Genomic DNA, 12,681 nt, shown 5'->3' on the forward strand with positions numbered 1-12,681 from the left:
GCTCCCCGTCACCGCTCTCACCGTCGGCGACCGTGCCGAGCCGGTGGCCGTCGAGGGGACGCCGCTGTTCGGCTGGCAGCCGCGTGACCTCGACAGCGGCGAGCGGCAGACCGCGTACCGGATCAGGGTCGTCTCCGGCGGCGACCCGGCGCGGACGGTCCGGGACAGCGGCAAGGTCGTCTCGGACCGGACGGCCTACGTGCCGTACGGCGGGCCGGTGCTGACCGGCGATGCGGCGTACCGGTGGACGGTCCGCACCTGGGACCGTGCCGGCGCCGCCTCGCCGTGGTCGCGCCCGGCCGCGTTCGGAACCGGGATCGGCGGCGCCGGGTGGCACGCGTCCTGGATCCGGCGCACGACGGCGGCGGCACGACGATGTCAGTGGACCTGCCGGTCAATGTCACGGCCCGGGTCGAGCTGCCGGTCCCCGGCGGTACGCCCACCGCGGGCGACCGGCGCCGTGCGGCTCGAGGGCGTCCACGACGGGGCCGCGACCTACACGGTGCGCTCGGGGCGCAGCAGGTTCATCCCGGGGACTCAGCCTGACGAGCCCACCGCGGACAGCGGACTCCGGTAGGGTGCGCGATCATGGGCGCGATCAAACCGTGGCATCTGCTGGTCTGTCTCATCGTCGTGGCGGTGATCATCGGCGGGCTCGTGGTCGCGGGCCGAGCCAGCCGGCGCAAGTAGCCCCGGCTCAGCCCGTCCGCCGGCCCGTCCACAGCAGGTAATCCCACCGCATGACGCCGTTGCCGCGGTCGTGGCGGTGGGCCAGGCCGGCGAGATCCCGGTCGAGTGCGGCCACGCGTCCGGGCTCGGCGGCGAGGTGGCGGTAGGCGGCGACCGTCGGTCCGTAGTGCGTCTTGAAGAAGTCGCGGAACTGCGCGCCGTCGGCGAACCGGTCGATCACCGCGGCGTCCACCGTGGCGGTGACCTCGGCAACCCGATCGCCGAAAAGCTCCCGCACGTGTGCCGCGCTGCCCCACAGCGGCGGCGGCTGCATGCCCGGGGGAGGCGGCGGGGTGTACGCCTTCATGAGGCCGAAGAGCTGCCCGATGAAGCCCTGCGGCGTCCAATTGATCATCCCGATCGTGCCGCCCGGCCGGCACACCCGCACAAGCTCGTCCGCGGCGGCCCGGTGGTGCGGGGCGAACATCACCCCGACGCACGACAGGACGACGTCGAACGAGCCGTCCGGGAACGGCAGCGCCTCGGCATCGCCTTCGCGCCAGTCCACCACCGCTCCACGCCTGGCTGCCAGCGCGCGGCCGGCCTCCAGCAGCGGCGGGGTCAGGTCGCAGGCCACCACCTCGGCGCCGGTCAGCGCGGCCGGGATCGCCGCGTTCCCGGTGCCGGCGGCCACGTCGAGCACCCGCTGCCCGGGGCCGGTGCGGCAGGCCGCGACCAGCGTCGCGCCGAGCTGCGGGATCACCTCGGTGGCGACGCTGGGGTAGTCGCCGAGCGCCCACATCGCCCGGTGGCGGGCCTTGAGTGCGCGGTCGGCCCCGGTCGTGTCCGGCTGAACGGTCATCTGCTGGGCTCCTCTCCTCGGCAGCGACGCTACGGAGGGCCGGAAGCCCCGGGCCAGTACAGGATGTGTACTGCCGTCAGGCGGCGCCGCGGGCCTACGCTGCTCCTCATGGGCGCCTCCTATCACCAGTTCTGTCCCGTGGCCAAGGCCATGGAGCTGCTCGACGAACGCTGGACCCTGCTCATCGTCCGCGAGCTGGTGGCCGGCAGCTGCCGCTTCAACGACCTGCGTCGGGGACTGCCCCGGATGTCCCCGACGCTGCTGTCGAAGCGGCTGCAGCAGCTGGCCTCGGCCGGCGTCGTCGAGCGGCGGCCCGCCGACGGCGAGGTGCAGTACCGGCTGACCCCGGCCGGCCGGGAACTGCGGCCGATCGTCGAGGCGGTCGGTGCCTGGGGCGTCCGCTGGGTCGGCGAGCTCGGCGACGCGGATCTGGACCCGAAGCTGCTGCTGTGGGACATGCACCGCAACATCGACCACGCGGCGGTGCCGTCCGGGCGTACCGTCGTCGCGCTGAGCTTCCCTGATGTGCCGGCGCCGCATCCGCGCTCGTGGTGGCTGGTGATCGCCGACGGCGAGGCGGACGTGTGCGACGAGGACCCGGGCCACGAGGTCACCGTCAGCCTGACCGCGGAGCTGCGCGCCCTGGTCGAGGTCTGGCGCGGTGACCGGACGTGGGCCGAGGTGCTGCGGACGGGACGGCTGCGGGTGCACGGACCGGAGGCAGTCCGCCGGGCGCTGCCCGGGTGGTTCACGTTGTCGCTGTTCGCGTCGGTGCCCCGCCCACCCGCCGCTGTGCCCGCCTGACGGGTGAACGGCACACCCGGCGTCCCACCGTTCCGGGCGGGACGCCGGCGTTCGGATGCGCCGGTGTCACGACCGGCGGCCGGGCAGTGGCACCCGGGCCCAGTCGGTGTCCGACGCCAGATAGAAGCCCGGATACGAAGGCTGGTTGTACGTCGTCTGCTGGCGTGCCACCTCGACCCGGTACTGCGGGTCGTGCATCAGCGTGTACAGCTTGTGGGACGTCACCTCGGTGCTCACGTGGATCCGGATCGCGGAGCTGTCCACCGTGCGCAGCAGCAGTTCCTCGCGCCAGTCGCCGAAGATGTCCGCCACCAGGCTGGGGTTGCCCTTGGTGCCGTTGTTGGTGCGCGTGCCCTCGGCGGTCAGCAGCGTGCCGCGCTGCCAGTCATCGATGGTCGGGGTCACCTCCAGCGCCCCGTTGACGATCTGCGTCGTCAGGTCCGCGGCCCACCTGATGCTCTGATTCGTGCCGGGGATGGGGCCGGGAGTCGCCTGGCCGGTCGCGGTGTGCAGACCGAGCGCTTCGGAGCCGCCGGGCATGCTGGCCCAGGACTCGATGCCGCGCACCTGCGGCAGGACGTCCCCGATCATCCCGCGCCCGGTGTCGCGGCCGGAGTACGTACCGAACAGCACCTCGCCGGTCGCCGCGTCGCGCATCGCCATGCCGTACGGCGCCGACGTGCCGCCCTCGTGCACGGTGAAGATCTCCGGGCCGGGCCGGTCCGGGTTGATGTCGGTGACGTGCATGGCGTCGCCGTGCCCGAGCCGGGCCCGCTGCCCCGGTGCGGCGCTGCCCTCCGGCAGCACGCCGAAGGACGAGTACAGCAGGCTGCCGTCGTGGTCGATGGTGGCGCCGCCGTACACGATCTCCTGACGTCCGTCGCCGTCCACGTCGGCGGCGCTGAGCGAGTGGAAGCCCTGCGTGGTGAGGGTGCCGAACTCGGGGTCGGTACCGTCGCGGCCGTGCGGCGAGTCGTTGAACGGGTTGGTCATCGGCGTCCAGCCGCTGTCGACGGACCAGTCCTGGACGATCCGGCGGCCGTCCCAGCGGTACGCGACGAGCGTGGAACGGGTGTAGTAGCCGCGGGCGAAGACGGCGGACGGCCGGCGCCCGTCGAGGTACGCCACGCCCGCGAGGAACCGGTCCACCCGGTTGCCCGGCTCGATCCGTGCCATGGCGTAGTCGCCCCACATGAGGCCGTCGTCGTGGCGGCCCGGCCGGTACGGGATGGTCTGCAGCTCCCGCCCGGTCGCCCCCTCGAAGACGGTGAGGTACTCCGGTCCGTCGAGGATGAAGCCGGCGAACGCCCGCAGGTTGTTGCGGGCGCTGCGCGACGGCGCGTAGACGTCCATGAAGTGGTCCGCGAGCGCCTCCGCGTCCGCCCGGCTCAGCGGGTAGGCGTACGCCGGCGCGATACCGAACGCCTCCTCCAGCGTCGCCGGCCAGTTGCCGGCGACCACCTCGGGGTGCCGGTGCCAGCCGAGGAACATCTCGACGACGTGGTCGTAGTATCCCGCGGCGCTCAGCCGGTAGTCGTCGCTGTGCGCGTGACCGGCGCGGACGTCGGCGCGCGGCATGGTGATGAAGCGCTGGGACACGACGTCGCCGTCCCGGCCGTACCGGATGGTCTTCGTCCCGGGTGCGGTCTTGACCATCATCTCCGAGCGGCCGTCGCCGTCGAAGTCGTAGACCAGGAACTGCGTGTAGTGCGCCCCGGCGCGGATGTTCACGCCGAGGTCGATGCGGTGCCGCAGGGTGCCGTCGAGCTCGTAGGTGTCGATGAAGACGTTGCCGGTGTAGCCGACCTGGGAGACGTCCTTGGAGTTGGAGGGGTCCCACTTGACGACGTACTCGTACTGACCGTCGCCGTCCACGTCACCGACGCTCATGTCGTTGGCCGAGTACGTGTACGCCTCGCCGGCCGGGGTGACGCCGTCCGCGGGCTTGCGCAGCGGCAGTTCGTAGTGGCCGGCCGACCAGGCGGACACCTCCGCGCTGCGGGCCGCCGCGACGCCGCGGACCAGCGACGCGACGCGGTACTTCGCCGTGGTGGTGCCGCTCCTGTCGAGGTAGTTCGTGCTGTCGGTGACCGTGGCGATCCGCCGGCCGTCCCGGTACACGGCGAAGTCGGTGCCGGTCAGGCCGGTCGCGGAGTGCCCCGACGCCTCGGGTCCCAGCAGTCGCCAGCTCAGGAAGACGCCCTCGCTGGTGGCGGCGGCGACGAGACCGCGGTCGAGGCGTTCCAGCGCGACGCCGGGCCGCCCGCCGGACCGCGCGTCGTCCGGCGAGGCCACGCCGGGGGATGCCGGCAGGCCGGCGAGGAACAAGGCCGCCGCGCAGGCGGCGGCGACGGACGCTGTCGAGGCGCGGACGCGCCGGCGTCGATACGCGTGGTGAGGACTCATCTCGGTACGCCCTTCGGGGTGACGAGGTTGCGGACGTCGTGGGTGCGGATCAGGCCGCGTCGATCTCGGCCTGGAGTTCCTTGATGAAGGCCGCGGCGGCCTGCCGCGGGGTCTGCCGCTCGAAGAGCACCGCCTCGCTGTGGCGCTTGAGGATGGCTTCGATGCCGCTCGCGCCCTTCGGCGTGACCCGCGGCGGCGGCCCGACCTTGAGCGCGGCGAGGTATTCGGCGGCGGCCTGGTCGCCTGCGGTGAGCTTCGGCGTGATCGCGGCCCGGACCTTGGTGTTGGCCGGGACGCCGCGGTCGGTGAGCAGGATGTCGCCGGCCTCCGCGGTGTTGGCCAGGAAGTTGACCAGGAGCGCGGCCTCGGCCGGGTGCTTCGACCGCGCCGAGACCGACCAGAACATCGACGGCTTGTAGTAGGCGGCCGGAGCCGCGGCCTTCTCGCCCGGCAGCCGGAGCAGCTTGAGGTTCTGCCCGCTGGCCTCGGCCACGGACGGCAGCTGGGTGTTCCACCAAGTGCCGAACGCGGCGGTGTTGGTGGCGCTGCCGGACTGGTCCAGGGCGGCACCGGCCCGCTCGACGGTGACCGAGGGCGGCGGCGCGATGCCCTGCTTGGCCAGGTCCAGCAGGTACTGCCAGAAGCCGGCCAGCACGGCCGGGGGGATCGCGACGTCGCCGTTGTCGCCGTAGAGGGTGGCGCCGGCCTGGCGGGCCCAGATGTTGACGCCACCGGTGTCGAAACCCCAGGACTGGATGCCGTGCACCTTGCCGCCGCTCGCTCGCGAGACCTGCGCGCCGAGGTTCTTCAGGTCGTCCCAGGTCCAGGTGCTGTCGTCGGGCAGCGCGATCTTGTACTCGGCGAGCAGGTCGGTGTTGGCCACGATCGCGTACGCGGCGAGCCCGGTCGGGATCGCGTACTGCTTGCCGCCGACCTTGCCGGTCTCCAGGGCGCCCGCGTCGAAGTCGGCCGTGCTGAGGTGCTTGGTGGCGGTGCCCAGGTCCAGCAGGGCGCCGCGCTCGGCGTAGGAGGACAGGTAGAGCTCGTCCATCTGGATGATGTCGGGGGCGTCGTTGGCGGCCACGGTGGTGGCCAGGCTGTCCCAGTAGCCGTTCCACTCCTTGAACTCACCCTTCACGGTGACGTTCGGATGCGCCTTGGTGAACAGGTCGATGACCTGCTGGGTGCGCTTGTGGCGGGCGTCCGAGCCCCACCACGTGAAGCGCAGGGTGACGGGGTCGGTGGAGATCTCGTCGCTCGCGTCGCCCCCACTGTCACCGCAGGCCGCGAGCGCGGCGGCGGCGGCGGTGCCGACGGCGAGGGACAGGACGGATCGTCTGGTTGTTCCGGCGTGCATCGAATTGTCCTTCCGAGGGGTGCCCGGGGATGGGGAGAGTGCAGCGGTGATCGGCTACTTGATGCCGGTGGTGGCGATGCCTTTGATCAGGTAGCGCTGGCCGATCAGGAACGCGAGGAAGACCGGCAGCAGCGAGACCACGCTCATGGCGAACATGGAGCCCCACGACGTGGCGACCGTGGAGTCCACGAAGGACCGCAGCGCGACGGGGACGGTGTACATCTCGGGATCGGTCAGGTAGATGAGCTGGCTGAAGAAGTCGTTCCAGGTCCAGATGAACGTGAAGATCGTCGTGGTCGCCAGCGCCGGCAGCATCAGCGGCAGGATGACCCGCAGGAAGATCCGCGGGTGACCGGCGCCGTCGATGCGGGCGGCCTCGTCCAGTTCCCGCGGCAGCCCGCGGATGAACTGGACCATCAGGAAGACGAAGAACGCGTCGGTGGCCAGCAGCTTCGGCACGATCAGCGGCAGGAAGGTGTTCACCCAGCCGAGCTGGGAGAACAGGATGTACTGCGGCACGATGATCACGTGGATGGGCAGCATGATGGTGCCGAGCATGGTCGCGAAGAAGAGCTTCTTGCCGGTGAAGTCCAGGCGGGCGAACGCGTAGGCCGCCATCGAGCAGGAGACCAGGTTGCCGATGATGCAGGCCAGCACGACGATCGCCGAGTTCAGCAGGTAGTGGCCGAACGGTGCGGCGAGCGCGTTCCATCCGTCGCTGTAGTTGGCGACCTGCAGGCTGTCCAGCACGATGCCCGGCGACCGGAAGATCTCGTTGTTCGGCCGCAGCGAGCTGACCACCATCCAGATCACCGGGTAGAGCATGATCAGCGCGAGCAGGCTGAGGCCGGTGTGCTTGACGATCGAGCGCAGGGGGGCCGGCACCCGTACCCGGGGCGGGCGGGGGTCGCCCGCGGTGCTGACCGGGACGGCGCGTTCCTGAAGATCAGTCATCGTAGAAGACCCAACGCTTGGCAGCCCAGAAGTTGACCGCGGTGAACGCGGCGATGATCAGCAGGAGCAGCCAGGCCAGCGCCGAGGCGTACCCCATGTCGAAGTTGTTGAATCCGCGCTGGTAGAGGTAGAGCGTGTAGAACAGCGTGGAGTCCGACGGCCCGCCGGTCCCGCCCGAGACCACGAACGCCTGGGTGAAGGACTGGAAGGCGTGGATGATCTGCAACACCAGGTTGAAGAAGATGATCGGCGAGAGCAGCGGCAGGGTGATCCGGCGGAACTGTGTCCACCGGTTGGCGCCGTCGACCGCCGCGGCCTCGTAGTACATGGCCGGGATCTGCCGCAGGCCGGCCAGGAAGATGACCATCGGCGCGCCGAAGGTCCACACGTTCAGCACGATGAGTGTCGACAGGGCGGTGTCCGGGTCGGAGATCCAGCCGCGGCCGGTTATGCCCACCACGTCGAGCACCTGGTTGAGCAGGCCCTCCGCGCCGAAGATCTGCCGCCACAGCACGGCGATCGCGACGCTGGAGCCCAGCAGCGACGGCAGGTAGAAGGCCGAGCGGTAGAACGCCAGCCCGCGTAGTCCACGGTCGAGCAGCATCGCCAGGCCCAGCGCCGCGGCCAGCTGCAACGGCACGGAGACGAAGACGTACAGGAACGTGACGCCGAGCGCCCGGTGCAGGCGCTCGTCGGAGAGCATCCGGTTGACGTTCTCCAGGCCGTTGAACTCCGGCGCCTGGATGAGGTTGTAGTCGGTGAAGCCGAGCACGAACGAAGCCACGACGGGCCCGGCGGTGATCACCGTCAGTCCGGCGAACCAGGGCAGGAGGAAGAGGTAGGCGGCCTTGTTGTCCCGCTTGCGCCGCGGGCCGCTCCGGGTGGTGCCGAGCCGCTGGAACTTCTCGAGAGCACTCACACGACCCTCCTTCAGCTGAGCGGTCGAGAAACGAGCGACTCTCCTCACGCCGCGCGGAAAGCGCTTTCCAGCAGTTTGCATCGGTGTCCCGCGCGGGTCAACGGTTTCCGGCAAGTAAAATGGATCGTTTCACGCATCGGTCGGAGCAAAGCATTCTTAGGTTTCCTCATCATTGTGGTGACGCACCTGCTGCTGTGTAGGGAAGCGAGGCAAGGAGGCCTTGCTTCATCATAGATCATCGTCTATTGTAGGAAGAACTCTCTTAAAACGTTTCATTGAGCGAGGGAGATGGGGTGCCGCCTCAGCGCTGGCTGCGCCGCTCCGGCCCGCTCCGCATCGAGTTCGGGGCCGACTACAACCCGGAGCAGTGGCCGCCCGCGGTCTGGGCCGACGACGTACGAGCCATGCGGGAAGCCGGCGTCACCATCGTCTCGCTCGCCGTCTTCTCCTGGGCCCGCCTCGAGCCCCGCTCCGGCGAGTACCACTTCGGCTGGCTCGACGACGTGATCGGACTGCTCGCCGCGGACGGGATCCTGCTCGACCTGGCCACCGCGACCGCCTCCCCGCCGCCGTGGCTGAGCACCGCGCATCCGGAGATCCTGCCGGTGGACCGGCTGGGGCACACGTTCTCACCGGGCGGGCGCCAGCACTGGCGACCGACCTCGCCGGTCTTCCGGCAGCACGCGCTGCGCCTGGTGCGGGCGATGGCGACGCGCTACGCCGGGCATCCGGCGCTGGCGGCGTGGCACGTCTCCAACGAGCTCGGCTGCCACAACGTCTACGACTACTCCGATGACGCTGCGCGCGCCTTCCGGCGCTGGCTCCGGGGCCGCTACCGGACGCTGGACGCGCTCAACGCGGCCTGGGGGACCGCCTTCTGGTCGCAGCGGTACGCGGACTGGGACGAGATCCTGCCGCCGCGGCTCGCCCCCACCCATCCCAACCCGACGCAGCAGCTGGATTTCAAGCGCTTCTCCTCCGACGCGCTCAAGGAGCACCTGCGCGCCGAGCGGGACATCCTCCGCGAGATCACCCCGGGCGTGCCGGTCACGACCAACTTCATGGTCGCCGGGGACATCGACATCATCGACTACGCCGACTGGGTGCCCGAGGTGGACTTCCTCGCCAACGACCACTACGTGCGTCCCGGGCCGCAGGCGCAGGACGAGCTGTCGTTCTCCGCGAACCTGACGGGCAATCTGGCCGGCGGCCGGCCGTGGTTCCTGATGGAACACTCGACCAGCGCGGTGAACTGGCAGCCGGTCAACGTCGCGAAGAAGCCGGGTGAGCTGGCCCGCGACTCACTCACCCACGTGGCGCACGGCGCGGACGCGGTCTGCTTCTTCCAGTGGCGGCAGTCCAGGGCCGGGGCCGAGAAGTACCACTCGGCGATGGTGCCGCACGCCGGGACCGACAGCGTGTTGTTCCGGTCGGTGGCGGCACTCGGTGCCCGGCTGCGTGAAATGGCGTATGTCGCCGGTGTCGCGCGGACCCCGGCACAGGCGGCGATCGTCTTCGACTGGCCGTCCTGGTGGGCGGCCGAGCAGGACTCCCACCCCAGCGATCGGCTGCGCTACAAGCAGGAGGCGCTGGACTGGTACACGGCGTTCCTCGATGCCGGCGTGCGGGTGGACGTGGTGCCGGTGGGTGCAGAACTGCAGCGGTACGACGTGGTGGTCGCCCCCGTGCTGCACGTGGTGCCGGCCTCGTTGGCCGTGCGCTTGCGCACCTACGTCGCGGACGGCGGACACCTCGTCACGACGTACTTCTCGGGGATCGTGGACGAGCACGACCACGTGTGGCTCGGCGGCTATCCGGGGGCGCTGCGCGACCTGCTCGGCATCCGGGTGCAGGAGTTCGCGCCGCTGCTCGACGGGGAACGCGTCGAGCTCGACAACGGGACGCACGGGACCAGGTGGACCGAGCCGGTGGACCTCGTCGACCCCGCGGTCGAGGTGCTGGCGTCGTATAGGACCGGCGAGCTGGCCGGGCGGCCGGCGATCACCCGCCGGGCCGTGGGCACGGGGTCGGCGTCGTACGTCTCCACCCCGCTGGGTGCGGCCGGCATCGTGCCGGTGCTGGGCGAGGTGCTGAAGCGTGCCGGGGTGCGCAGCGAACTGCCCGGGCAGCTGCGGGGGCGGGTCGAGCTCGCGGTCCGCGGCGACGTCCGGTTCCTGATCAACCGCACCGACGAGCCGCTGGAGATCTCCGGTATCCCGGGAGCGCCGGCCGTGCTCCCCGCACGCGGGGTGACGATCGTCGGCCCTGGACGGTGACCCGCCGGCCGTCGTCGGTTCAGCGCCTTCTCTCACGCTGCGGCCGTTGCATGCGGAGCAGCTGCCGCAGGACGAGCACCTCTGCCGACCGTCGCGCGCAGGAGGACCGATCTGCCGAGTCCGAAACCGGTAGCGCTACCGCCGGCGCGTGGTCTTGACGGCGAGGACGACGATCAGGACGACGGTCGCGGTTCTCGCCGCGAGCGCCAGGACCTGCAGGATCGCCGGGCCGCCGCGCAGGTGTCCCACCCCGCCGGCGGCCATGCCGAACGCGCCGACCAGGACCAGTGCCCCGGCCAGCCACGGATGCCCGAACTCGCGTCCGGCCAGGGTCAGGCCCGCCGGGGTCCGCCGTACGCGGGCCAGCAGCACGATCCCGAGCGCGACGAAGACGACGGCACCGGCCGTCTCCAGCGTGCCCAGAGCGACGTCCCGCGAGCCCATCGGGTCAGTCGGTGTGGACGATCGCCTCGGCCACGCGGCGCAGCTCGCCCTGGTCGGGGGTGAAGCCGGCGGCGATGTCCGGGTGCAGGCCCGCGCGGGTCTGCTCCAGCAGCTTGCCGGTCACCGCGTCGACGGGCTCGCCCGCGTAGTCGTGGCTGACCTTGTCCGTCGCGTTCTGCAGCGCGGACGTGAGCTGCTCCTCCAGCGGGCCGCGCAGTTTCTCCTCCACCGGGCTCAGCGATGCGGGGTCCAGGTGGATCTGCGGCTCGACCATGGAGTTCTCCTCGTTGTACCGGTGACGGGTCGTACCGGTGACGGCGCGACGCTGTTACCCAACCACGTCGCGCCGGCAAACCTGGTATTTACGAGCGGCCGCGCTTGAGTTCGAAGAACGTGGCGCTGCGGGCCAGCGGGACCACGGCGTCCCAGATGGCCAGGGCCTCCTCGCGGCCCGGGACCTCGTCGATGATCGGTCCGTGCACGCCGCGCCCGGCGCCCTCGATCATCAGCACCGGGGAGCCGATGTCCGGGCCCGCCGAGCCGAACGCCAGCTCGTGCGAGGCGCGGACCGCCTCGTCCCAGGACCCGTCGTCGAGCACGGTCTTGGGATCCGCGACGCCGGCGGCCTCGGCGGCGGCCACCACGATCTCCTCGGTGAGCGCCTCGCCGGCCTCGAACGTACGGTTGCCGAGCTCGGTGTAGAAGGTGGCGATGGTCTCGTCGCGGTGGTCCGCGCGCAGCGCCTCGACCAGCCGCAGCGCCCGGGACGACGCCGCCATCATGGGCTTGTACTGGTCCGGGACGTTGTCGCCGTTGAGGATGGACAGGCTGAATGCGCGCCAGTGCAGTGTCACGTCGCGCTCCGGCGCCACGCTCACCAGCCAGCGCGAGGTGCGCCAGGTGAACGGGCAAGCCGGGTCGAAGAAATAGGTGGCCTCCATGGCTGCGATCCTAGGCCGGGTTACAGCTTGCGGTTGCGCTGGTCGAGCCCCAGCGGCCCGTACGGGTAGTCCGGCGCGTGCAGGTCGCTCGCCTGGTCCAGGGCCGCGATCTCCGCCGGCTCCAGGTGCAGCTCCGCCGCCCGCAGGTTGGTCTCCAGCTGCTCGACCGTACGGGCGCCCAGGATCGTCGAGGTCACGCCCGGCCGGTCGGTGACCCAGGCCAGTGCCACCTCGGCCATCGACACGCCCCGGGCCTCGGCCACGGACTGCACCGCGTCGATGATCGTCCAGGTCCGGTCGGTGCCGCGCCGCTCCCACGCCTCCATCCCGCGCCCGGGGTCCTCGCCGAGCCGGGTGGCGCCGCTGGGCCGCTGGTCGCGGCGGTACTTGCCGCTGAGCCAGCCACCACCGAGCGGGCTCCACGGCAGCAGCCCGAGACCGGCGTCGCGGGCGGCGGGCACGATCTCCCACTCGATCTCGCGGACCAGCAGGCTGTACTGCGGCTGCAGGGTCACCGGGGCGGCCAGGCCGAGCTCGCGGGCCAGGTGCACCGCCTTGGTGAGCTGCCAGCCGGTGAAGTTCGAGAAGCCGTAGTAACGGATCTTGCCCTGGCGGACGAAGCCGTCCAGCGTCCGCAGGCTCTCCTCCAGCGGCGTCACCGGGTCCCAGGAGTGCGCCTGGTAGAGGTCGACGCTGTCCAGGCCGAGCCGGGTCAGCGAGGCGTCGAGGGCGCGGGTGAGGTGCCGGTTGGACAGGCCGGCGCCGTTCGGGTCGCCGGCCATCGGGAAGCGGCCCTTGGTGGCCAGCACGACGGGTTCGGTGACGTCGGCGCTGCGGGAGGCGAACCAGCGGCCGATGATGCGTTCGGACTCGCCGGCCGAGTAGACGTCGGCGGTGTCCACGAACGTGCCGCCGGCCTCGGCGAACCGGTCGAGCTGGGCGTGTGACACCTCCTCGTCGGATTCGGCGCCGAAGGTCATGGTGCCCAGGCAGAGACTGGAGACGGCGCAGCCGCTGCGGCCGAGGGTGCGGTATTCCATACCTGCAAC

General features: G+C 71.1%; 11 protein-coding genes and 1 pseudogene. 3 read left to right on the top strand and 9 right to left on the bottom strand.

The window, feature by feature from the left end; all coding sequences use genetic code 11:
• Positions 1-19: 19 nt before the first annotated feature.
• Positions 20-577 (top strand): annotated as a pseudogene (locus Aau02nite_RS00200) (glycoside hydrolase family 78 protein); the annotation flags it as partial.
• A gap of 120 nt (positions 578-697) precedes the next feature.
• Here the strand turns inward: Aau02nite_RS00200 and Aau02nite_RS00205 are convergent.
• Positions 698-1,531, bottom strand: coding sequence for a class I SAM-dependent methyltransferase (locus Aau02nite_RS00205; RefSeq protein ID WP_212986212.1), 834 nt, complete (start codon positions 1,529-1,531; stop codon positions 698-700).
• Positions 1,532-1,639: 108 nt separating this feature from the next.
• Between Aau02nite_RS00205 and Aau02nite_RS00210 the strand changes: the two genes are divergently transcribed.
• A complete protein-coding gene (locus Aau02nite_RS00210) occupies positions 1,640-2,335 on the top strand; it encodes a winged helix-turn-helix transcriptional regulator (RefSeq protein WP_212986213.1) in 696 nt (231 codons plus the stop codon).
• Positions 2,336-2,401: 66 nt separating this feature from the next.
• Here Aau02nite_RS00210 and Aau02nite_RS00215 read toward each other — a convergent pair whose 3' ends face one another.
• Genes Aau02nite_RS00215 through Aau02nite_RS00230 form a run of 4 tightly spaced genes read right to left on the bottom strand, consistent with a single transcriptional unit; the run spans position 2,402 to position 7,971 of the window.
• Positions 2,402-4,741, bottom strand: a complete 2,340-nt coding sequence (locus tag Aau02nite_RS00215) for a rhamnogalacturonan lyase (RefSeq protein WP_212986214.1) — start codon at positions 4,739-4,741, stop codon at positions 2,402-2,404.
• 49 nt (positions 4,742-4,790) lie between these two features.
• Positions 4,791-6,098 (bottom strand): ABC transporter substrate-binding protein, encoded by a 1,308-nt coding sequence (locus tag Aau02nite_RS00220; protein ID WP_212986215.1) that lies wholly within the window; start codon positions 6,096-6,098, stop codon positions 4,791-4,793.
• A 54-nt stretch (positions 6,099-6,152) separates the two neighbouring features.
• Positions 6,153-7,052: a carbohydrate ABC transporter permease gene (locus Aau02nite_RS00225; RefSeq protein WP_212986216.1), complete on the bottom strand. Its 900-nt coding sequence runs from the start codon at positions 7,050-7,052 to the stop codon at positions 6,153-6,155.
• Positions 7,045-7,971, bottom strand: coding sequence for a carbohydrate ABC transporter permease (locus Aau02nite_RS00230; RefSeq protein ID WP_246594786.1), 927 nt, complete (start codon positions 7,969-7,971; stop codon positions 7,045-7,047). Before Aau02nite_RS00230 ends, Aau02nite_RS00225 begins: the two co-directional genes overlap by 8 nt.
• A gap of 293 nt (positions 7,972-8,264) precedes the next feature.
• Here Aau02nite_RS00230 and Aau02nite_RS00235 point away from each other — a divergent pair, with 293 nt between their 5' ends.
• Positions 8,265-10,247, top strand: a complete 1,983-nt coding sequence (locus tag Aau02nite_RS00235) for a beta-galactosidase (protein ID WP_212986218.1) — start codon at positions 8,265-8,267, stop codon at positions 10,245-10,247.
• Positions 10,248-10,382: 135 nt separating this feature from the next.
• Here Aau02nite_RS00235 and Aau02nite_RS00240 read toward each other — a convergent pair whose 3' ends face one another.
• From Aau02nite_RS00240 to Aau02nite_RS00255, 4 genes are all read right to left on the bottom strand, one after another.
• Entirely contained in the window at positions 10,383-10,691 is a 309-nt protein-coding gene (locus Aau02nite_RS00240) for a hypothetical protein (protein ID WP_212986219.1), read from the bottom strand.
• Positions 10,692-10,695: 4 nt separating this feature from the next.
• Positions 10,696-10,965: a hypothetical protein gene (locus Aau02nite_RS00245; RefSeq protein ID WP_212986220.1), complete on the bottom strand. Its 270-nt coding sequence runs from the start codon at positions 10,963-10,965 to the stop codon at positions 10,696-10,698.
• An 88-nt stretch (positions 10,966-11,053) separates the two neighbouring features.
• A complete protein-coding gene (locus Aau02nite_RS00250) occupies positions 11,054-11,632 on the bottom strand; it encodes a DsbA family protein (protein ID WP_212986221.1) in 579 nt (192 codons plus the stop codon).
• Positions 11,633-11,652: 20 nt separating this feature from the next.
• Positions 11,653-12,672, bottom strand: coding sequence for an aldo/keto reductase (locus Aau02nite_RS00255; RefSeq protein ID WP_246594787.1), 1,020 nt, complete (start codon positions 12,670-12,672; stop codon positions 11,653-11,655).
• Between the last annotated feature and the right edge of the window lie 9 nt (positions 12,673-12,681).

Origin of the sequence: Actinoplanes auranticolor, assembly GCF_018332655.1 — a bacterium.
Classification (GTDB): Bacteria; Actinomycetota; Actinomycetes; order Mycobacteriales; family Micromonosporaceae; genus Actinoplanes; species Actinoplanes auranticolor.